Source organism: Streptomyces sp. NPDC056835 (assembly GCF_042789485.1).
Classification (GTDB): domain Bacteria; phylum Actinomycetota; class Actinomycetes; order Streptomycetales; family Streptomycetaceae; genus Streptomyces.
Genome location: NZ_JBHUBB010000052.1, coordinates 1 through 20,867 on the forward strand (window position 1 = coordinate 1; position 20,867 = coordinate 20,867).

Consider the following 20,867-nt stretch of genomic DNA (forward strand, 5'->3'; position numbering starts at 1 on the left):
CCGCAGCTCAGCCATCTGTTCAGAGGAAAGATCCATACCCGACTCAACGACCACGGACGCCTCAGGTTCCACAAACAGAATCACAAGACACTAGGGGACGGGTTGGCGCGGTCCCGGCTGAACAAGACGCAGCTCGCGGTTAGGACGGAACTTAGCCGCACTACCGTGCAAGAGGCATTCCGAACGGGGGCGCCTTTACCGTCGGCCGATACGGTCGCGGCCTTGGCCCGGGCCCTGCATCTGCCGGACAATGAACTGCTGGAACTGCGGCGCACAGCTGCCGCAACGGCAGATCTCGCTCGTGGGTCTGACCCGGGTTGGCCAGGCAGGCCGATCGACGAATGGAGCCCACACGACTTGGAAGTCCATCCCGCCGGACCGGCTTTCAACGGGCACCGGTCGAGGACAGAACTCGCGCGGATGCTGCCTGGCTATGTACGGCGGGCACACGATCAGATCCTCGCTGATGCGGTACGCGACGTTTGCGCAGGCCGGAGTCGGATGGTGATCCTGGTCGGGGCGTCGTCGACCGGCAAGACACGAGCTTGTTGGGAAGCCGTCCAGCCACTTTCGGGGCAAGGGTGGCAGCTGTGGCATCCCTTCGACCCGACCCGGGCCAATGCTGCGCTCGATGGCCTTGAACGTGTGCAGGCATGCACGGTGGTGTGGCTCAACGAGGCCCAGCATTACCTCGGTGCACCGTTGGTGGGAGAGCAGATCGCGGCCGCGGTGCACAGCCTCCTCACCGACCCCTCGCGTGAGCCAATTCTGGTTCTAGGAACCCTCTGGTCCGAGTACGCCAACCAGTACACAGCTATGCCCGCCCCCGGCGAACCGGACCCACACAGTCGAGTAAGGGAACTACTTGCCGGCCGGATCCTCGCCATCCCGGACGCCTTCGATCAGCAGGCACTCTGCATGGCTGCCGATCTTGCTCAAGGGGGCGACCGGCTGCTGGCCGATGCCCTGACGCGGGCTGGCAACGACGGGCGAGTGCCCCAGGGCCTCGCCGGCTCCCCCGAATTGCTGCGCCGATACGCGCACAGTAGCCCCGCTTCCAAGGCTGTGCTGGAGGCTGCGATGGATGCACGTCGTCTCGGCATGAGTCTCCAGCTCCCTCAGGCGTGGCTAATTGACGCGGCAATTGATTACCTCGGCGATCAGGACTACGACCAGCTCACCGAGGGCTGGGCGGAGGAGGTATTCGCTGACCTCGCGCGCCCTGTCCACGGCAAGCAGGCGCTCTTACGTCGCGTCGCTGCCCGCCCCAAGCACCTTCCTCCCGGCAGCGTGGCGTGGGCCCCCGCACCAGTGCCTGATACAGGGCAGACATTTCGGCTCGCCGACTACCTCGAACAGCATGGTCGCACCACTCGACGGGCGAAGTGCCCACCTGCCTCGTTCTGGCACTCTGCCCATCGCCATCTTAGGAACGCCGACGACCTCTACAATCTCGCTGCGGCTGCCAAACAGCGATATCGCTTGCAATGGGCCCACCATCTGCGCAACCAAGCCGCCAACGCTGGCAGCACCCGTGCTCTCGTCGACCTGGCGCGGGAACGGGAGGCGGCCGAGGACCACGACGGTGCCCACGTTCTCTACCGGCAAGCGGCCGAGGCCGGCGACACCGGCGCTTTGCTCTATCTGGCGAGGGAGCGGGAGGCGGCCGGGGACTACGAAGGCGCCGAAGCTCTCTACCATCGTGCCATCGGTGTCGGCAGCACTGATGCAATGGTCCAACTGATGCGGATGCGAGAGGCGGACGGGGACCGCGATGGCGCCGAAGCCCTCGCGCAGCAAACCGTCGACGCCGGTAGTGCCAAAGGCTTGGTCTACCTAGCACTGATGCGGGAGAAGGCTGGGGACTACGACGGCGCCGAAGCCCTCGCAGAGCAAGCCGTCGGTGCCGGTAGCACCCGTGCTCTCGTCGACCTGGCGAGGGAGCGAGAGGCGGCCGGGGACTACGACGGTGCCGAAGCTCTCTACCAGCGCGCGATCGGTGCTGGCAGCACTGATGCAATGGTCCAACTGATGAAGGTGCGAGAGGAGGCTGGAGACAGTGACGGCGCCGATGCCCTCGCGCAGCGGGCTGCCAATGCTGGCAACGCCGATGGACTGTTGCAACTGGCGCTGATTCGGGGATGGGACCGCGCCGAAACCCTTTACCGGCAAGCCGTTGAGGCGGGCAGTACCGAAGCCGTGGTTCGGTTGGCGATGATGAGAGAGCTCGAAGGGGACCCCGACGAGGCCGAAACCCTGTACCAGCGAGTCGTTGAGATCGGCGACGCCGACGCCCTGGCTTTGCTGGCGGTGATAAAGGAGAGGGTCGGGGATCACGATGGCGCCGACGCCGTTGCCGAACGAGCCGTTGAAGCAGGCTCTACCGGCCTCTTGGGTGTCCTATCTCAACTGGCTTGGGAGCGAGAGGAGGCTGGCGACCTCGACGGTGCCGAAGCTCTCTACCGGAAAGCTGTCGAGTCCGGGGATAGTGGCGCCTTGTTCGACCTGGCGCTGGAACGAGAGCAGGCAGGGGACCGCGGGAGCGCTGGAGCCCTCTACCGGCAAGCCGCCGACGTCGGCGACGGTCGGGTGGACGCCATTGGACCCCGCTGGTGGCCAAATGGGCTTGACCCAGATGGCACACCCACCCCCCGCTGGTAGGTGGCGAGCACGCGCTCAAGCGCAGGTCCCGAGCGCATCACTGATGGGCTCTACGCCCCGCAGACACGCTCCTTGCGTAAGCCGAGGGACCGCATACGGGATTATCGACCTATGTGCCGAGGCGGCGCTGCCAAGGCATGGGCCGTGCGTCCCCGTGAAGCCGTCCCCGACTTGGCCGCATTTTGCTCAGACTATGACCCAGGCCACTGAAAAAGGTCTAGCTATCTGGGATGCCCCGGCGTCGAAGGTCAAGGATTCGCGCCCGAGTGTCCGTGAATCGGCGCTTCGCGTGAGCTTGGGGCACGTGGAGGGTACGCCGCCCTTTAATTGGACCAGGCAACAAATAACCCCCGGGCTACTGACCTGAGGTTCGTCGAAGAGCGGGTGACGAGAATCGAACTCGCGCTCTGAGCTTGGGAATCAGCGGTGCCCAGGAACCCCGCAGGGGTCTGATCAGGGATTACTTGTGCGTACGGGCTGCTGGGGGCCTTCTTGGCCTGACCGCTTTTGACCTTGGTTTACCGCGTTAAAGGGCTGAGTTGGGGCTGGACTGCCATTGGGGGAACCGAAGACTTCTCCGGCAGCCCAGTTCCGCTTGTGGCGAGGGACGATGTGGCCAGTGTTGCCGCGCGGTGTGCTGACGCGAACGAGCGGTTCTCCCGCTGCGGCCGGGCCGGCTCGTCCCGCTCGGCGCTGGTCAGGTCGTCCTTCTCGCCTACGTCGGCCTGGGCCTGGTTGACCCACAGCCGCACGGCGGTCTCGGTCAGGTCGAAGTCCCGGCGACCTGACGGATCGTGCGGTCACCGCGGCGGCGCAACTCGACGATCTCGGCCTTGAACTCGGGTGTGAACGAGCGGCGAGGGCGTGGCTTCTTCTTCGTGGCCGGCGGGCCGATTGTGTCGGCCGGATGGGTAGGCTCAAAGCAGCGTGAGGCGGACCGGCAGGTAGTGGAGGTGCGGGTGCGGATCGGCGAGTTCTCCCGGCGTACGGGAGTCAGCGAACGGCTGCTGCGGTACTACGAGGAGCAGGGGTTGTTGCATCCACAGCGGCGCTCCAGCGGCTACCGCGAGTACCGCGAGGGGGATGTTGCCGCGGTGCGGCAGATCCGTGCGCTGCTGGCGGCAGGTCTGGGAACGTCCCTGATCGCCGGGGTGCTTCCATGCATGCGGGAGGACGGTGACCATCTCGTCCCCACTTGCGCGGAGATGCTTGACGACCTACATGAGGCAAGGGATCGGATGACCCGCGCGATCGACGAACTGCGTTCGTCTCGCGACAGGTTGGATGCGGTCATCGCGTCAGCCCCCCTGCTGGCGGAGGCTTCGTAGCAGCGCCCGTGCCAAGAGGCGTCCGCGGATCCGGACGCCGTGGTTGGCCCTTCCTCCAACGGTGGAGGTGCCCCCGGGACGGGACGTCACCCAGGCGGGACCGACCTGCGGCGGGTCGCGTCCGCTGTCCGCGCCGAATCGTTCGTATGCCTCGTTGGTCCAGCGCATGCCGGCCAGCGCCGCGGCGGCCCGGCCCCGCGCCGACTTGACCGCGAGCCCCTCGGTGCTCGTGGGCAGTGCGCCGCCGAGGAGTCCGCCGTGCAGTCGTGACCAGGGGCAGCACGGCCAGACCGTAACCCTGAGCCGTGGGCAGCAGCTCCAGCTCCGGGTAGTGGACCGCGAGGTTGTAGAGGCACCGCTCGGAGAGCAGCCCCCAGGGAATTGCGCTGATCAGCCGCCTCCCGCGCCGAGGCTATGTCCCAGCCCGCGAAGTTCGAGGAGCCGACGTAGCGGGCCTTGCCCTGCTGCACGAGGGTTTCCATGGTTGCCACACCTCCTCCCCGCGTGCCGCGCGGTCGACGTGTTGCATCTGCACTCCGCCGGCGACGACGCCGGCGGAGGCGAGGGCCTTCTGAAAGTCGGTGCCGTCCCGTCAACGTCGAGGGTTGACTCTCACATCAATGTGAAGGTCTAGCGTCGCCGGTGCGTGACGCCCGTGACGGGTCGAGAAGGTCCCGTGCGGGCGCCCTGTGCGACGTGCCGCAGCACGACGTAGGGGCCCGAGCACGTCTTTCTGACGATGTGACAACTGGGAGTTCAGGGAGGAAGGCGACGTGTCCAGAGAGGCTCCGGCGCGGGCCGGACGGCGGGAGTGGATCGGTCTGGGGGTGCTGGCCCTGCCGACCATGGTGCTGTCTATGGATCTGACGGTGCTGCACCTGGCAGCGCCCAGCCTCAGCGCCGATCTCGCGCCGACCGGTGGCCAGTTGCTGTGGATCCTGGACATCTACGGATTCCTCGTGGCGGGATTCCTGATGACCATGGGCACGTTGGGCGACCGGATAGGCCGGCGCAGGCTGCTGCTCCTGGGCGCGGCGACGTTCGCCGTCGCCTCCGCGGTGGCCGCGTTCGCCCCGACGGCCGAACTGCTCATCCTGGCCCGTGCCTTGCTGGGGATTGCCGGATCCACGGTGATGCCCTCGACGCTGGCGCTGCTGTCGGGCATGTTCCGCGATCCGGGCCAGCGGACCTTTGCCTTCGCGGTCTGGATGACGTGCTTCACTGCGGGTGAGGCCATCGGCCCGCTCGTGGGCGGGGCACTGCTGGAGTACTTCTGGTGGGGCTCGGTGTTCCTGATCGGCGTGCCGGTCATGGTGCTCCTGCTGGTCACCGGGCCGGTACTGCTCCTGGAGCAGCGGGAGAAGGTGACCGGACGTTTCGACGTGGCCGGTGCTGCGATGTCACTGGTGGCCGTGCTGGGCGTGGTCTACGGCGCCAAGCAGGCGGCGTCCTCGGGGCTGTCGGTGCAGGCCGGGGCGTTTTTGCTGGGGGGTCTGGCGGTGGGCGCGCTGTTCCTGCGCCGCCAGCGCCGGGTTGAGGAGCCGCTGGTGGATCTTGGGCTGTTCCGGCAGTCCGCGTTCAGTGCGGGACTGGCCACGCAGACCGTCGCGGTCGCGGCGATGGCGGGCTCGCAGTTGCTGGTGATGCAGTATCCGCAGTCGGTGATCGGTCTGTCCCCGTTGGCCGCCGGACTGTGGACGGTGCCGTCGGTGCTGTTCGGGATCGGTGCGACGCTGCTGGCGCCGCGACTGGTGTGTCGGGTGCGTCCGGCCGTCGTGATCAGGGCGGGGCTCGGCATGGCCGCCGTGGGAGCGGCGATGATCAGTGCGACCGCAGGGCAGAGCAGTCTGGCCTGGACGGTGGTCAGCTTCACGATTCTGTACACGGGCGTGACGCCGACGCTGGCGCTGACAACGGACGCGATCGTGGGTTCCGCCCCCACCGAACGGGCGGGCCTGACCTCCGGAATCTCGCAGAGCGGCGCCGAGTTGGGGCTGGCGGGCGGGATGGCGTTCTTCGGCACCATTTCCATGGTGACCTATCAGGGTCGGCTGTCCGACAGTATGCCGGACGGGCTGGCTGCCGCAGCGCGCGAGCAGGCACGGGAGACCGTGGGTGGCGCCCTGGCCGTGGCCGAGCGGCTGCCCGAGGAGGTCGGGTCGGCGCTGCGGGATTCCGCGCAAAACGCTTTCGCCGGAGGACTCCAGGCCGCCACCCTGCTCAGCGCGGTGGGCCTCGCTGCCGCGGCGCTGCTTGCGACGCTGTTCCTTCGTACGATGCCCGCCGCCACGGACGCCCCGGAAACACCACCGTCAGACGATGGCGGCAGCGACGTGGACAAGAGCACCGGGCAGAGCCGAGTGGAGTCCTCTGGAGACACAGAGGGTGCGCCCGCCAATGACTGACACCGCGCCAACGGGGTCCGGCAGCCGCACGAGTTGGCCGGACCTCTTCGCGTGCCATCCTGAACTCCTGACGGGCTACGGCTCGGCCTGGATGCACGGGCCGCTGCCTGTGGATCTCTTTCCCGGGAGCTGGTCGCGTACGGCGGGCTGGTCCCGCTGCTACGCCTGGCCGAGCGGTGCGGCCTGTCCGGCCTGGTCGGTGAGCTGGTGGATCTGTCGGCGTCGGCCAACGGCACCGGGGGCCTTCCTGGCGACGAAGGTGACGGGCCTGGTCGCGGGGGCGGCGGCGGGCACGGACAGCACGAACCGGCTGTGACACACGGGCGAGAAATGGTCTAGACAACAACGAAGCCCTGGGTCGTCGGCCTGGGGCTTTCGAATGGAGCGGGTGACGAGAATCGAACTCGCGCTCTGAGCTTGGGAATCACTCGGTATTGCATAGGCTTGCGCGCCTCTGACCTGGGGAAACGCGCCCCTGGGAGCGTGCCGCAGTGGCTTCGTTCGGGCCCCTGCTGACCGCTGTTCACCGTCCTGACTGGCACGTAGTGGCACGCCCATCCCCGGGTGGTCGGCTGAGACGCTGGTGGTCGGCCGAGAGCTGAGCGGGAGCGGCCGCGTTCGGTACAGCCGTAGACCCCCGGTACGGCAGCGGGGCCCGGACCGTGCGTCGCGTCCCTGGCCCTGCCCCGTGCGGTGCCGCCCTGTGACAGCGGTGCGTCAGTTCTGCGCGGTGTCATCGCCCGTCTGCCCGGCGCCCTCGGCTGCGGCTGCCTTCTCGCGGATCTTGCGCACCAGCTCCGCTTTCCGGTCGGCGGCGCCCTGGCGGTCGAGGTTGCGGTGCGGACCATTGTTCTGCCGTTCGGCGCGGGACAGCCTCTTGCGCTGGCCGCCGCCCATGCCCACAGGGTTGTTGATGTTTTTGCTCACGGTCATGGGTTCTCCCGGAAAGATGTGAAGTGATCTGGCGACGTCGAGGGACGTCAGCAGGGGCCCATCAGGCTCTCACTCGTAAATCGGCGTCCTGGCCTTCGGCCGAGTATGCGCCGTGCACGGACATGCTGGTCACGTATCAGTGCAAGGGCGAGACATCGATCACGAACTCCCCGATCGCCCGCGCCCCGAACGTGCCGCCATGGTCTCCAGCAGCGGGGCAATCGCGTCCAGCGCCCGGCCACCTACGGCAGGAACCCTTGTACCGCTCGGCAAGAGCATCCCGGATGTCGAGCGGCTTTCCGGCCTTCGGCGCGTGACGATCCCCGGGGCGGGTGCCCGGCCGGGCCGCGGGACGGCCGGCGCGAGGCACGCGCTGGTAAGGTTGGGTCACGCTTGCAGAGAGCCTGGGCCCGTGCCGGACAAGGTACGGGCCCAGGTCCGTTCAGGGCGCCGAAACGAGGAACCCCCAATGAAGGCGAAGCAGTCGGACTCCGGTCGCTCCGGATCCGGCAGGTCCGACCAGGGGAGGGCCCCGCGGGGCGAGCTCTCGGTACCGGGGACACTGGCGGCTGGCCTCCCACCGGCCGGCTCCTTCGCGGAGCTGGAACTGCCGGTCGAGCTGATGGGGGTGCTGGCGGGGCTCGGGATACGGGAGCCATTCCCGATCCAGGCGGCCACCCTGCCGAGCGCGCTGGCCGGCCGGGATGTCCTCGGCCGCGCGCGGACCGGCTCGGGAAAGACCCTCGCTTTCGGGCTTGCGCTCCTCGCACGTACGGCGGGCCGGCGCGCCGAATCGAAGCGCCCTCTCGCGCTGGTCCTGGTGCCGACAAGGGAACTGGCGCAGCAGGTGAGCGAGGCGCTGACTCCCTACGCGGAGGCGCTCGGGCTACGCTCGGTGACTGTGGTCGGCGGGCTGGCGATCGGCCGGCAGGTGGCGGCGCTCCGGGCGGGTGCCGAGGTCGTGGTGGCGACGCCGGGACGGCTGGCCGATCTCGTCGCCCGGCGGGACTGCCACCTGGACCGGGTGCGGATCGCGGTGCTGGACGAGGCTGACCAGATGTGCGACATGGGTTTCCTGCCGCAGGTCTCGGAGACCCTGGACCGGATGCCCCCCGGCGGGCAGCGGATGCTGTTCTCCGCGACGCTCGACCGCAACGTCGATCAACTGGTCAGGCAATATCTGAGTGAGCCGGTGTTCGCCACGGTCGACCGGGCGGAGGGCTCGGTCGCGACGATGGAGCACCACGTATTGAACGTCCATCCCGCCGACAAGTACGCGGCAGCCACCGAGATCGCTGCTCGGGACGGGCGGGTGCTGATGTTCCTGGACACCAAGCACGGTGTGGACCAGTTCACCCGCCACTTGCGGAGCAGCGGCATACAGGCGGGAGCTCTGCACAGCGGGAAGTCACAGCCGCAGCGCACGCACACGCTGGCCCAGTTCAAGGACGGCGAGATCACGGTGCTGGTGGCCACCAACGTCGCTGCCCGTGGCATCCACGTCGAGCACCTGGACCTCGTCGTCAACGTGGATCCGCCCTCCGACCCCAAGGACTACCTTCACCGCGGCGGGCGCACCGCGCGTGCCGGGGAGTCCGGCAGCGTGGTCACGCTGGTCACGCCCGGCCAGCGTCGGGACGTGAACCGGATGATGTCGGATGCCGGGATCCGGCCCACGGTCGCTCAGGTTCGTTCCGGCGAGGAGAGGCTGACCAGCATCACAGGCGCGAAGCGCCCGCCGGTGCAGGACGGGGCGAAGACCGGCAACGCGGCATTCCGGGGTCTGGGTACCCGCGCGGGCCGCCCGCCGAAGGAATCCCGCAAGGCCGCGGAGGCGCGCACGATGGCGGAGGCCCGCAAGGCCGCCCGAGCGCGCAGGGCCCACTGACGAGCGGTACGGCCGTCGCGGTCGGGAGACACAAGGAAGCAACCACTGCCCCGTATCGACTGGAGCGTCAAGGAGTGCCGATGGCGAACAGGGTCCAACGACCCCATGAGGAAGCCGAGTTCGAGTTCATCCTGGCGAGGGCGGACGTGCCGGTGCTCGCGTACTTCCACGGGGTGTGGCCCAAGGCCGCGGCAGCATGCAAGGAAATGGATGCCCTGGTGCGGGAGGTGGCCGACGTCTATCAGGGCCGACTGATCGTCGTGCGGGCCGACATCGCAAGGTGCCCCGGCCCCGTACGGCGGTACGGCGTCACCGGCGCGCCCTCCTTCGTGCTGATCGATCGGACCGCGGCGATGGCGGCCGGGAGCGGTCCGATGTCCAGGACAGCGCTCGGGGAGTTCCTGGACGCCCACCTGTGAGCAGGCCGCATACCGGTCGGCGAGGTTGTGCCCGCAGCGACCGGACCGGGCACCGTCGTGGCCGCAGATGTACAACTCTTCACCGAAACCGTCGAGTGACCTGGTGAGGTCCTGGTGCTCACGCAAGGCGGCTACCCGTCGTGGCTGGAAGTCTGCTCATCGAACGACGAGATCGAAGTGAACCTGGGCGCCGCGCGTCGGGGGATGAGCCACCCCGTGATCACGGAACGCCGGCGTTCAGCTCTCTCGAATCAGGACCGCACCACGATTCAACCGACGTCACGAATTCAAGTTCAGTGGCGGACGGGCCTGAGTGACCGCGACTTCCGGCTGCTGCTCGTCGGCGCCGGTACTCGGTGCGGGGGAGCCGAAATCCACGGCTGGCATCTCCGCCATGAAATGAGGGTTGACGTGACGTGGCGTCAACCCCCGAACCCGGCGCATTGCCACGTAGAGTGCTCGGTTCTGTCTGCCCGACGGGGCTGGAGCGACCCCAAAATAGCTTCCAGCAGCGGTGTTGGGTGCCGGCGGATGCTTGTGCCGCGATCAACAGTCGCGACGTTCAGTGATTTCGGAACGGCCGAAGGTGTGGCACACGTCACGTAAAGTCGATCTCAGGATTCAAGGATGCGCTCGAAGGGACACTCGGCAGGTCTCCGAGACTCGCGTCGTTGCACCGATTGACCGCCAGGTGTGGTGCACGAGTGGTGCGTGGTCTTCGAATTGGACTAGACAACAAACAACCCCCGGGTCGTTGACCTGGGGGTCTGTCGTGGAGCGGGTGACGAGAATCGAACTCGCGCTCTGAGCTTGGGAATCAGCGGTTCTTGGGCCACCGAAGGCGCTCTGAGCTGTGCTTTCCTGTTGGGCGGGATGGGTGGCCATGGTCTCTGGGAACCGTACCTGACCGCTGTTGTCCGCTCCGCTGGGCACGGACGGGGCACGGCCGCTGAGGTATGAACAGCCCGGTGGTTGCCTGCTCGTCGAGTCCGTAGGCGGCGAATTTCGTGTCGTCGATCCAGTCGGCTCTGTCCAGTCGCGCTTGCAAGTCGCTGAGGTCGAAGGAGTCGCGGGCATGGCGCCGTCCGACCTCATCGAGTTCGACATGGCTCCAGCGGTTCGCGGCGGCCTGTACGTCGAGATGTCGGGGCGAACAGCGAGAGAGGCAAACCCAAGACCTGCCCCGCTCACCAGTTCTCGTAGTCCTCGATCAGGCGGGCCACGAGCTGGTGGAGCGCTGCTCTCCGAGGACGTGAAGAAGGCGGCGGACGACTTCACGGACGTGATCCCTTACATCACCGACGCCACGGGCAATGGTGAATGGCAGGCCGCGATGAAGGCTTTCTGCCAGACGATCTGGGGAACCACGGCCTGGGGAAAGGTCCGTGATCAGCGGGCCGAGGTGACTCCCAAGAAGGGCGCCCGGAGCTGGAAGACCCACGGGAAAATGGACCCCGCCACCAGGCGCCCCATCATTGAGGTTCTCAACAAGAGCGCGAACACCATTCAGAAGCTGTTCGACGATCTTGCGGACGTGGGCCAGAAGACTACGGAAACAACCACGCGCCCGGCCAAGGAGGCCACGGACAAGACGGTTAAGGAACTCACCTCGGGCCTCGATCTCACCAAACTCACCAGGCTCGTGGCCGGGCTCGTGGTCGCGGAGGTCGTCCTGACCTTCCGGTCCCATATGGACAAGGCGGCAATGGACGCGGCGGTCGCGGCCTATCACGAGGCGTTCAGCGATGCCGCCGGCAAGCTTGCGATGCTTGAGTTCGAACTTGATGAAGCGCTCCAGAGCGTGCCCACGTTCCAGGCGGAACGGGCTCGGGCGCAGGGGTTCGGTGCGCGCTCTCTGAATGAGTTCAAGAAGGAGCACAGCTGGCAACTGCCGGAGAGTAAGTTCCCCTACAAGTACTCGGTGGACCTCGCGGCGATGGAGGGTGTGGGCGGAGCGCACGCCATCGACAAACACGTGGGGAAGACCGATGAGCAGTTGTTGCAGCGGCTTCGAGATGAGCGGAAGCAGAGCGGCGAGTACAACATTCCTGGCGCATCTACCTATGCCGACGTCGAGTCCGCTCAGCGATACACGCAGTACTGCCTCCGCGAAAATACGGCTGAGATCGATGAGTGGCTGAACGAGGACCCGCCGGACCCGACGAAGGAGATCGGGACGAAGTCCATACCCGTCCAGGGGCCTCTCGTCGGCGATGCGGTCACCGGCAGGGGCTCGACCGTGGGCGACGACGGCAAGCCCTCGAAGGTAGAAGACACCAAGGGAGTCGCGATACGTCTCCTGTATAAACCGGACTTGAACCCGCCCTATATCGTCTTCAGCTCGATGCCCAAGTGAGGGGCCCCGGATGCACAGCCAAGCCGACCACGACCCGACTTGCGGACCGTCGGCGTGTCTAGATGCCGATATGTGGTCGGCCGCAGTCGAGATGTACCGCCATCGGTACTCATTCATCGCTGTCGGTCCGCGAACTGGGGAGAACTGGCTGCCTGACGTTGCCGCGATCATGCGCAGACAGGTGGCGGATCCCCGGGGGTGGCGAGGCAAGGACCCGGAAGTGGGGGAACCGGAGTTCCTGGAGGACCCCGCCTTCCCGTTCCGCGTTCCGCCGGTGGACGAGGCCGGCGCTGCGAAGTGGCGAAGCGGACTCTTCGAGATTCCACGCCGCGCGGTGGTGCGCCTCCTCGTCATGCTGGCCACCAATGAGATGAACGTGACCAGGCAACATGGTTTCGCCGACCGCAGGGTCGGGATGGAATGCCACGCGGAGGCGATCCTTTCGCGCTTTCCTGACGGATCGACATTCTTCACCAACACTCGCCATGGCGGTGAGAATCCGGACTTCTATGAGCGGGTGTCCGGTTGCTGGCCTCTGAGCCAGTACGTCTGGGACTTCGGGCTCCTCGCGGTGTCCGATGACGAAATCGGCCTCATCTGGTCGTTCGACGCAAGCTGAAGTGGACAGACATGACCGCACGGACCCGTTCGGCTACCTACCCCGACCGAGAAACCGCCCAGTGGGCCACCCAGCAGGTGGTGACCGGAAACGAGCAGAAGATCCACCGCTGGCTCGCCCAGGGCACCCGCGCCCGCCTCGCTATCGAGTCCGCCTGGCCCTCCCGTGAGGCGCCCGTCGGCCGTGTCCTGCTTCAGGCGATGATGCTCGCCGGCCGCGATCCCGTCGACGTCCGCGCCGCGCGCGTGATCCTCAAGCGCGAACCGAACAGCCCACACGGCTTCGTCGTCCTGACCACCGTCCCGATCTACCTCTAGGAATACGCGTCGTGTTGATGAAGCCACTCGAATTCGACCGCCGGTACGGCGAGTTGGACCAGGTGATCAGCGCGTACACCGGCATGCCCGCCGACGACGAGCCGGACGCGCCGAGCGAAGCCCTCCAGGCTTACCTCCGCCACACCTGGCACACCCGCCCCTGGGCCCTGGCCACGGCCGAACAGCAGATCCGCGAGTACGCCCGCAATCCACCAGGCCGGCTGCGCCTGAGCCTCGGCGAGTTCTACCCGGTTCCGGATGTCGGCCTGCCCGAATCGGCAATCCAGGGCTGGCTGTTTGTAATCGCGGACCACCTGAAGCGGTCCATTGAGCAGGGCGAGGTCCCACCCACGTCCACCCCTCGTACCCACTGGGAGTGGCACGCCCGCTTCCCCGAGCTCGGCCAGTTCCCCGGCGGCTGGTTCTCGCAGGACATGCCGGACGAGTTCCCGGACCACGAAGCGGCCGTACGGGACTACATCGCCACCACGGACCCGCAGCTCGTTGCCTGCCTCACTGGCGAGCTCCGCGAACTGCTCGCCCTCGCCCTTGAAGAGTCCGACTACGCCCTCGCGGTGGCGGAGCTGGGTATGGAGGTCGACCCGCCCCGGCCGTACTCCCCGAGCGGCTGGCTGGCCCACCGCGCGGACGGTCTGGGCGGATTCAGGGCGGACTATGGACCGGGACCGGCCGCCGGCTGACCGGATGCCCGTCTTCGCTTACTTCGCCCTGACCAACGCCTCGACCACCTCGCCTGCTGCGCTGCCCGGCGGTCCGCAGGGGCGATGGACCAACTGAATTGGCAGGTATTGCGGTACCAGCGGCTTTCGGAGGGCCGGCGAACCAGAAGACGAGCCAGACAGCAAGGAAGCCCCAGGCCACTGGCCTGGGGCTTTTCTGTGGAGCGGGTGACGAGAATCGAACTCGCGCTCTGAGCTTGGGAAGCTCATGTTCTACCATTAAACTACACCCGCGAGGCGAGCCGCTGACCGGCTTCGCATCGTCGGACACTCTACCTCATCGCGGGCCCCGGGCGTATTGCGCCGTGGGGCCCGTGGTGTTCCCGGGGTGGCGTAGGGGGTGCTTGTGGTGGGGTGGATGTGGGGGTGGTGGGCGGGAGTTGGGGCGTAGGGTCGGGGGCGGAGTGCCGTTGACGGGTGGGTTCTGTTCATCCCCTAGTGTGGGCTTTCGTCCGCGTTTGTTGGGGAAAGGACTTGATGGACTTGATGGAGCGCACCGTCGTCCGCTGTGCCGAAGGGCACGTGTTCAGTACCGCCACGTTTCCGATGCAGCAGCTCGATTCCGGGCGGATCGGCCCCGGGCGGCTCATCCGGTGTCCGCGCTGTGCGCGATTGCGGCATGCCGTGCCCGTGGACGCGGTGACGGTGGAGCGGCACTGACCGTAGTGGTCCAGGCGCGCGGGGCTGCCCGATTGGGGCGGGCTCGCGCGCTCTGCGTATCCTCGGGGCGTGCTTCTCTCAGACAAGGACATCCGGGCCGAGCTCGACTCCGGACGCGTACGCCTCGAACCGTATGACGCGTCGATGGTGCAGCCCTCCAGCATCGATGTGCGGCTCGACCGGTATTTCCGGGTGTTCGAGAATCACCGCTATCCGCATATCGATCCCGCCGTCGAGCAGGTCGATCTGACGCGTACCGTCGAGCCGGACGGGGACGAGCCGTTCATTCTGCACCCCGGGGAGTTCGTGCTCGCGTCGACGTACGAGGTCATCTCGCTTCCCGACGACATCGCCTCCCGGCTGGAGGGGAAGTCGAGCCTCGGGCGCCTCGGGCTGGTGACGCACTCGACCGCGGGCTTTATCGATCCCGGGTTCTCCGGGCATGTCACGCTCGAACTGTCGAATATGGCGACCCTGCCGATAAAGCTCTGGCCCGGGATGAAGATCGGGCAGCTGTGTCTGTTCCGGCTCAGTTCGCCGGCGGAGTTTCCGTACGGCTCCGAGAGGTATGGCTCGCGTTATCAGGGGCAGCGGGGGCCGACCGCGTCCCGCTCGTATCTCAATTTCCATCGGACACAGGTGTGATGCGGGTATGACCGAGACCCGAGAGAACCTCACGTACGAGAAGTTCGGCCGCGCCGTCCGCGAGCTGGCGCAGACGATCGCCGACGACGGGTACGAGCCCGATGTCGTGCTGAGCATCGCGCGCGGTGGTGTCTTCGTCGCCGGTGGGCTCGCCTATGCCCTGGACTGCAAGAACATCCATCTGGTCAATGTCGAGTTCTATACCGGGGTGGGGACCACGCTCGCGATGCCCGTCATGCTCGCGCCCGTTCCCAATGTCATCGACTTCTCCAACAAGAAGGTCCTCATCGCGGACGATGTCGCCGACACCGGCAAGACGCTGAAGCTGGTGCACGACTTCTGCATAGACCACGTCGCCGAGGTGCGCAGCGCCGTCATCTACGAGAAGACCCAGTCCCTCGTGAAGTGCGAGTACGTCTGGAAGCGCACCGACGACTGGATCAACTTCCCCTGGAGCGTCGAGCAGCCCGTCGTCCGCCGCGGCGGGCAGGTCCTCGACGCCTGAGGCCTGGGGCCTGAGGGCAGCGCGTACCCGGAGTACGCCGAAGGGGCCCGGCAGTTTCCTGTCCGGGCCCCTTTCGTGTACCGGGGTACCGGGGTGCCGCGGTACCGGGGTGCCGCGGTCCGCTACAGCGTGCCCAGCTTCAGCAGTGACAGCAGCGCGATCAGCTGGATCGCCGACGCGCCCAGCGCCTTCGGCCACGGCAGGTCGTGCGACTTGCTCACCATCACCGTGAACAGCGCGCCCGCCCCGATCCAGGTGATCCAGCCGAGCACCTGCACCAGCGAGTTCTCCCCGCCCAGGAAGAGCGCGAAGACCAGGCGCGGGGCGTCCGTGATCGACATGATCAGCATGGACAGGCCCACGGTCGGCTGCCAGGCGCCGTCGCCGCCGAGCTGGCGGGCGAGCGTGTGGGTCACCGCTCCCAGGATCAGACCGCCGAAGACGAAGGCGATGCCGGTGGTCAGTACGTACGGAATGGCCGTGGAGAGGGTCGCGTTGATCGCGTCCTCGCGGGCCGCGTCGAAGCCGAAGAGCGCCAGCAGGCCGTAGACGAACGTCACGATCAGGGCGGGGCCCCAGACCGGGTAGTCGCGCATCCGCAGGAACGTCTGGGAGGGGCGCAGTACGACGCCGCTCAGCAGCTCCTTCCAGTGCAGCCGGGGGCCCGCTGGGGCCGCGGCCGCGCCGGCGCGGTAGGCGGTGCCGTCGCCGTACGGGTCCTCGTTGACGCTGAACGCCTGCGTATGACCAGGGTTGTTGGCGTACGGCTCGTCGGGCCGGCCGCCGTAGCCGCCCTGCGGGGACTGCCCGTGCTGCCCGTGCTGGCCATGCTGCCCGTGCTGGCCGTACGAGTCGCCGAAGTACTCCGGTTCGCCATGACCACCGCCATGGCCGCCACCGCCGTGCCCGCCACCGCCGTAACCGTTCGGTGCGCCGCCCGTGGGAGGCCACTGCTGCTGCCCGTACGGGGGCGCGGCTTGGTGCCCGCCCCCGTAACCCGGGGGCGGCGGCGCCTGCCGTCCGTAGGGCGGTTGCTGCTGCCGCTGCGGTTGTTGTTGCGGGGTGCGGTTGTCCCGGCCGCGTCCGATCCTGAATCCAGCCACGCGATCGAACGTACCCGGTCCGGGCGGTCCGGGCGGCAGAGGTGGCGGAACGGGGGGTCCTTTGCGGCCGAGCTGTGACATCCCCTAGGGGAACCCCGTGAGGACTGCCCCCCGGCCCACCCGGGACCTCTCCCGTCCTATCCGAGGAAGATCGATGTACTGAAGGTGATCATGGGTCGGTCGGCTCCCGACGGGTACAGCGCGATCAGGTCCGTACGCTCGCCCCGGTGGGTGCGGGTCACCAGGTCCTGGCGCCCGTCCCCGGTGAAGTCGGCCGCGCCGAGGAGTTCCGTCGTGGCCCGGCCGGACCCCGAAGGGAGTCTGGGCGCGGTCGGCGACCGTAGGGCCTTGAAGCGGTACGCGCCTCCCGCGCGGCCCGGCCCCTCCGGGCCGCCGAGCAGCAGCTCGCCCTTCGCGGCGTCGCCCGGGGCGCGGGCCCGGGTCGAGTGGACGAGGTCGTCGTAGCCGTCACCGTTGACATCGGCCTTGGGCGTGGGCGCTTCGAGGACCGGGCCGCCGCCCGGGATCGGCGCGGAGGCGGCGCGCGGGGCGCCGGTACGGCTGAAGGGGCCCCGGAGATAGCTCACCTGGCCCGCGCTCGCGGTCACCGCGAGGTCCGTCTCGCCGTCGCCGTCGAAATCGCCGCAGACGGGGTGGTCGGGCCACTCGTTTCCGGCGCGGGCCTTGGCGGGGATGCGGAGGACGACCGCCTTGCCACCACCACCACCATCACCGCCCGTTCCACCCGTGCCCAGGCCGTCGGGACCGCCGAAGAGGATCTGGAGCGGTACGGGCGGGGCGCCGATCCCGTCGTACGGCGGGTCCGTGGCGACGATCAGATCCCCGAACCCGTCGCCGTCCAGATCGCACGCGGCCTCGGCGTCGAACGCCGCCGGCAGCGCGCCGTCGACGCGGGCACCGTGTTTCCGCGGGCTGAGGATCTGGCGTACGGCCGGATCGATACCGCGGGCCGTGCCGGTGCCGTAGACGATCCCGATGCCCGCGTCATCGCCGTACGTGTCGCCCGGGGCCTTGACCAGGTCGTTCAGTACGAGGTCACGGTGGCCGTCACCGTTGAAGTCGTCGGGGATACGGCTGCCCTTGCCGCGCGGTACGGGACGACGAGGGGCGCCGGAGCGGCCGGAGAGGGGGGCGGTGTCGCCGTTCTTGTCGGCCGTCGTGCCCTTGCCCGTGCCCCGGCCATTGCCCGCGTCCGGGCCCGAGGGGGCGGTACAGCCCGTCAGCAGCAGCGCCGTACAGACGACCGCGCACACCGCCGTACACGCGGCCGTACGGAAGCCGCGCCCACGCCTCACCGGCGCCCTGGCAGCCCCTGCCGCCGCCCTGGCAGCCCCTGCCGCCGCACTGGCAGCCGCTGTCGCTGTCGCCGGCCCGGCAGCCGCTGTCGCCGGCCCGGCTGTCGCTGTCGCCGGCCCGGCAGCCGCTGTCGCCGGCCCGGCAGCCGCTGTCGCCGTCACCGTCGCTGTCACGCGTATGCGCATGGCCCCACTCACCCGTCCACCCGCCGTCCACCCGCCCGGTCCCTCTCGCCGGCCTCAGTCGTCACATGGTGCCCCAGTCCTCGCCCGTTCAGCGGCCGAAATCGGAGCCGAATCCCACCCGGCCCGGCCCCGGCCCGGCCCCGGCCCGGGCCCGGGCCCGGCCCCGGCCCGGCCCCGCACACCAAGCGGCCGGACCCGCCCCGAGGCAGATCCGGCCGCTCTCCTACCCGTGCCCGTTCACCTACGTCACCGGTACCTACGTCACCGGTACCTACTTCACCGGCTGAGGCTCCGGGTCCGGATCCGGGTCCGGCGCGCTCTCCCGCTCCTCCGAGCCCTCCGGCCCCGCGGGCGTCCGTACCGAGTCGAGCAGCAGCTGCGCCACGTCCACCACCTGAAGGGACTCCTTCGCCCGCCCGGAGCCCGCGGCGGAGCCGCCATTGGACGCTTTCTTGGCGTTGACCGAGTCGGTGAGCATCACCAGACAGAACGGGCAGGCCGTCGACACGATGTCCGGGTTCAGCGAAAGGGCCTCGTCCACCCGCTCGTCGTTGACGCGCTTGCCGATCCGCTCCTCCATCCACATCCGCGCGCCGCCCGCGCCACAGCAGAAGCCGCGCTCCTTGTGACGGTGCATCTCCTCGTTCCGCAGACCGGGCACCTTCGCGATGATCTCGCGCGGCGGCGTGTAGATCTTGTTGTGCCGGCCCAGGTAGCAGGGGTCGTGGTACGTGATCAGACCCTCGACCGGTGTGACCGGGACCAGCTTGCCCTCGTCCACGAGGTGCTGGAGCAGCTGCGTGTGGTGGATGACCTCGTACTCGCCGCCGAGCTGCGGGTACTCGTTCGCGATCGTGTTGAAGCAGTGCGGGCAGGTCGCGACGATCTTCTTCGACGACTTCGGCTTCTTCGTCGAAGCGTCGTCATCGTCTTCCCCGTACGCCATGTTCAGCATCGCGACGTTCTCCTGGCCGAGCTGCTGGAACAGCGGCTCGTTGCCCAGGCGGCGGGCCGAGTCACCCGTGCACTTCTCGTCGCCGCCCATGATCGCGAACTTGACGCCCGCGATGTGCAGCAGCTCCGCGAAGGCCTTGGTGGTCTTCTTGGCCCGGTCCTCCAGCGCGCCCGCGCAGCCGACCCAGTACAGGTAGTCGACCTCCGTCAGGTCCTCGACGTCCTTGCCGACGACCGGCACCTCGAAGTCGACCTCCTTCGTCCACTCCAGCCGCTGCTTCTTCGCCAGACCCCAGGGGTTGCCCTTCTTCTCCAGGTTCTTGAGCATCGTCCCCGCCTCGCTCGGGAAGGCGCTCTCGATCATCACCTGGTAGCGGCGCATGTCGACGATGTGGTCGACATGCTCGATGTCCACCGGGCACTGCTCCACACACGCGCCGCAGGTGGTGCAGGACCACAGCACGTCCGGGTCGATGACGCCCTTCGCCTCCAGCGTCCCGATCAGCGGGCGTTCGGCCTCCGCGAGGGCAGCGGCGGGCACCCCGGCCAGCTGTTCCTCGGAGGCCTTCTCCTCGCCCTCCATCGTCTTTCCGCCGCCGGCCAGCAGATACGGCGCCTTGGCGTGGGCGTGGTCGCGCAGCGACATGATCAGGAGTTTCGGGGAGAGCGGCTTGCCCGTGTTCCAGGCCGGGCACTGCGACTGGCAGCGGCCGCACTCCGTACACGTGGAGAAGTCGAGGATGCCCTTCCAGGAGAAGTGCTCGATCTGGGAGACACCGAAGACGTCGTCCTCGCCGGGGTCCTCGAAGTCGATCTCCTTGCCGGCGCTCGTCATCGGCTGAAGGGCGCCGAGCGCCGTCCCGCCGTCCGCCTCGCGCTTGAACCAGATGTTGGGGAAGGCGAGGAAGCGGTGCCAGGCGACGCCCATGTCGGTCTTGAGCGCGACCGTGATCATCCAGATGAAGGACGTCGCGAGCTTGATCAGCGCGACCAGGTAGACCAGGTTCTGCAGGGTGCCGAGGCTCAGCCCGTTGAACGCCGCGACCAGCGGGTACGAGACCAGATACGCCGCCTGGTACGAGTCGACGTGGTGCAGCGCGCCCTCAAGCCCGCGCAGGACCAGGATCGCCAGGCCGATGACGAGGATGACGGCCTCGACGAAGTACGCCTGGCCGAAGTTCGAGCCCGTGAAGCGGGACTTGCGGCCGGCGCGGCCGGGGAGCGAGAGCTGCCGGATGACGATGAGGGTCAGGATGCCGAGCGTCGTGAGCAGGCCGATGAGCTCGACGAAGACCTCGTACGGCGTCCAGTCGCCGATGACCGGCAGCAGCCAGTCGGCCTTGAAGAGCTGCCCGAAGGCGTTCACCAGGGTCAGTACGAGCGAGAAGAAGCCGATCGCGACGAACCAGTGCGCGACGCCGACCACGCCCCAGCGGTTCATCCGGGTATGGCCCAGGAACTCCTTGGCCACGGTCAGGGTGCGCTGGGCGGGCTCATCGGTCCGCTTGCCCGCCGGGACGGGCTGGCCGAGCCGTACGAAGCGGTAGATCTGCGCGATGGCTCGGCCGAACAGCGCCACACCGACGACGGCGAGTACCAGCGACACGATGATCGCGGCGAGTTGCATTGAGGGCTCCTCGGGCCTGTGAGGGTGGGAAACCGGCCCACTCTTCCACGGCTTCTGCTTTACGGGGACGGGCTACTGGCTTGCTGCTGCTTACCGACTGCCGACTGCTGCTGCTTACGAGTGCTGTTGCTTACGACTGCTGGTGCTCACTACTGCTTACTAAGCGGTAACTTAATCGTTTCGTGCTGAGGTTACCCACTTATCC

The 20,867-nt window shown here is 67.9% G+C and carries 17 protein-coding genes, 1 tRNA gene and 1 pseudogene; 12 read left to right on the top strand and 7 right to left on the bottom strand.

Annotated features, from left to right (window positions below):
* The first annotated feature begins 660 nt into the window (after window positions 1-660).
* The 3 genes from ACFRMN_RS36185 to ACFRMN_RS36195 all read left to right on the top strand — a co-directional run bounded on the left by ACFRMN_RS36185 (window position 661) and on the right by ACFRMN_RS36195 (window position 6,394).
* Window positions 661-2,661 carry a hypothetical protein gene (locus tag ACFRMN_RS36185; protein WP_383028175.1) on the top strand — a complete coding sequence of 667 codons (2,001 nt, stop codon included), beginning with the start codon at window positions 661-663 and terminating at the stop codon, window positions 2,659-2,661.
* A 959-nt stretch (window positions 2,662-3,620) separates the two neighbouring features.
* The gene (locus ACFRMN_RS36190; protein WP_383028249.1) at window positions 3,621-3,989 is read left to right on the top strand and encodes a MerR family transcriptional regulator; all 369 of its coding nucleotides are present in this window, start codon (window positions 3,621-3,623) and stop codon (window positions 3,987-3,989) included.
* Window positions 3,990-4,762: 773 nt separating this feature from the next.
* Window positions 4,763-6,394 (top strand): MFS transporter, encoded by a 1,632-nt coding sequence (locus ACFRMN_RS36195; RefSeq protein WP_383028177.1) that lies wholly within the window; start codon window positions 4,763-4,765, stop codon window positions 6,392-6,394.
* 159 nt (window positions 6,395-6,553) lie between these two features.
* Here ACFRMN_RS36195 and ACFRMN_RS36200 read toward each other — a convergent pair whose 3' ends face one another.
* Together ACFRMN_RS36200 and ACFRMN_RS36205 are read right to left on the bottom strand one after the other, a co-directional pair.
* Window positions 6,554-6,697 carry a hypothetical protein gene (locus ACFRMN_RS36200; RefSeq protein ID WP_383028179.1) on the bottom strand — a complete coding sequence of 48 codons (144 nt, stop codon included), beginning with the start codon at window positions 6,695-6,697 and terminating at the stop codon, window positions 6,554-6,556.
* Between the two features lie 414 nt (window positions 6,698-7,111).
* The gene (locus tag ACFRMN_RS36205; RefSeq protein ID WP_383028182.1) at window positions 7,112-7,327 is read right to left on the bottom strand and encodes a DUF6243 family protein; all 216 of its coding nucleotides are present in this window, start codon (window positions 7,325-7,327) and stop codon (window positions 7,112-7,114) included.
* Between the two features lie 469 nt (window positions 7,328-7,796).
* On the opposite strand from ACFRMN_RS36205, the gene ACFRMN_RS36210 reads away from it, so the two are divergent.
* A complete protein-coding gene (locus ACFRMN_RS36210; RefSeq protein WP_383028184.1) occupies window positions 7,797-9,215 on the top strand; it encodes a DEAD/DEAH box helicase in 1,419 nt (472 codons plus the stop codon).
* 80 nt (window positions 9,216-9,295) lie between these two features.
* On the top strand, window positions 9,296-9,634 hold the full coding sequence (locus tag ACFRMN_RS36215; protein ID WP_383028187.1) for a thioredoxin family protein: 339 nt from the start codon (window positions 9,296-9,298) through the stop codon (window positions 9,632-9,634).
* Between the two features lie 961 nt (window positions 9,635-10,595).
* On the opposite strand, the pseudogene ACFRMN_RS36220 reads toward ACFRMN_RS36215, so the two are convergent.
* A pseudogene (locus tag ACFRMN_RS36220) lies at window positions 10,596-10,775 on the bottom strand (hypothetical protein); the annotation flags it as partial.
* 795 nt (window positions 10,776-11,570) lie between these two features.
* On the opposite strand from ACFRMN_RS36220, the gene ACFRMN_RS36225 reads away from it, so the two are divergent.
* The 4 genes from ACFRMN_RS36225 (at window position 11,571) to ACFRMN_RS36240 (ending at window position 13,627) form a co-directional block, all read left to right on the top strand.
* Entirely contained in the window at window positions 11,571-11,990 is a 420-nt protein-coding gene (locus ACFRMN_RS36225; RefSeq protein WP_383028251.1) for an RNase A-like domain-containing protein, read from the top strand.
* 220 nt (window positions 11,991-12,210) lie between these two features.
* A complete protein-coding gene (locus ACFRMN_RS36230) occupies window positions 12,211-12,609 on the top strand; it encodes a hypothetical protein (RefSeq protein ID WP_383028189.1) in 399 nt (132 codons plus the stop codon).
* 11 nt (window positions 12,610-12,620) lie between these two features.
* Window positions 12,621-12,926 (top strand): RNase A-like domain-containing protein, encoded by a 306-nt coding sequence (locus ACFRMN_RS36235; RefSeq protein ID WP_383028192.1) that lies wholly within the window; start codon window positions 12,621-12,623, stop codon window positions 12,924-12,926.
* Between the two features lie 11 nt (window positions 12,927-12,937).
* The gene (locus ACFRMN_RS36240; protein ID WP_383028194.1) at window positions 12,938-13,627 is read left to right on the top strand and encodes a contact-dependent growth inhibition system immunity protein; all 690 of its coding nucleotides are present in this window, start codon (window positions 12,938-12,940) and stop codon (window positions 13,625-13,627) included.
* A 199-nt stretch (window positions 13,628-13,826) separates the two neighbouring features.
* Here ACFRMN_RS36240 and ACFRMN_RS36245 read toward each other — a convergent pair.
* Window positions 13,827-13,900 (bottom strand) — tRNA-Gly (locus ACFRMN_RS36245).
* Window positions 13,901-14,143: 243 nt separating this feature from the next.
* Here ACFRMN_RS36245 and ACFRMN_RS36250 point away from each other — a divergent pair.
* From ACFRMN_RS36250 to ACFRMN_RS36260, 3 genes are all read left to right on the top strand, one after another.
* Window positions 14,144-14,326, top strand: coding sequence for a hypothetical protein (locus tag ACFRMN_RS36250; protein WP_383028197.1), 183 nt, complete (start codon window positions 14,144-14,146; stop codon window positions 14,324-14,326).
* A 69-nt stretch (window positions 14,327-14,395) separates the two neighbouring features.
* Entirely contained in the window at window positions 14,396-14,971 is a 576-nt protein-coding gene (dcd, locus tag ACFRMN_RS36255; RefSeq protein WP_129769924.1) for a dCTP deaminase, read from the top strand.
* A gap of 7 nt (window positions 14,972-14,978) precedes the next feature.
* The gene (locus ACFRMN_RS36260; protein WP_351394142.1) at window positions 14,979-15,476 is read left to right on the top strand and encodes a phosphoribosyltransferase; all 498 of its coding nucleotides are present in this window, start codon (window positions 14,979-14,981) and stop codon (window positions 15,474-15,476) included.
* A 122-nt stretch (window positions 15,477-15,598) separates the two neighbouring features.
* Here the strand turns inward: ACFRMN_RS36260 and ACFRMN_RS36265 are convergent, their stop codons facing one another.
* The 3 genes from ACFRMN_RS36265 to ACFRMN_RS36275 form a co-directional block, all read right to left on the bottom strand.
* The gene (locus tag ACFRMN_RS36265) at window positions 15,599-16,579 is read right to left on the bottom strand and encodes a Yip1 family protein (RefSeq protein WP_383028200.1); all 981 of its coding nucleotides are present in this window, start codon (window positions 16,577-16,579) and stop codon (window positions 15,599-15,601) included.
* A 137-nt stretch (window positions 16,580-16,716) separates the two neighbouring features.
* On the bottom strand, window positions 16,717-17,895 hold the full coding sequence (locus ACFRMN_RS36270; RefSeq protein ID WP_383028203.1) for an FG-GAP repeat domain-containing protein: 1,179 nt from the start codon (window positions 17,893-17,895) through the stop codon (window positions 16,717-16,719).
* 457 nt (window positions 17,896-18,352) lie between these two features.
* Window positions 18,353-20,662, bottom strand: a complete 2,310-nt coding sequence (locus ACFRMN_RS36275; RefSeq protein ID WP_383028205.1) for a (Fe-S)-binding protein — start codon at window positions 20,660-20,662, stop codon at window positions 18,353-18,355.
* Window positions 20,663-20,867: the final 205 nt, after the last annotated feature.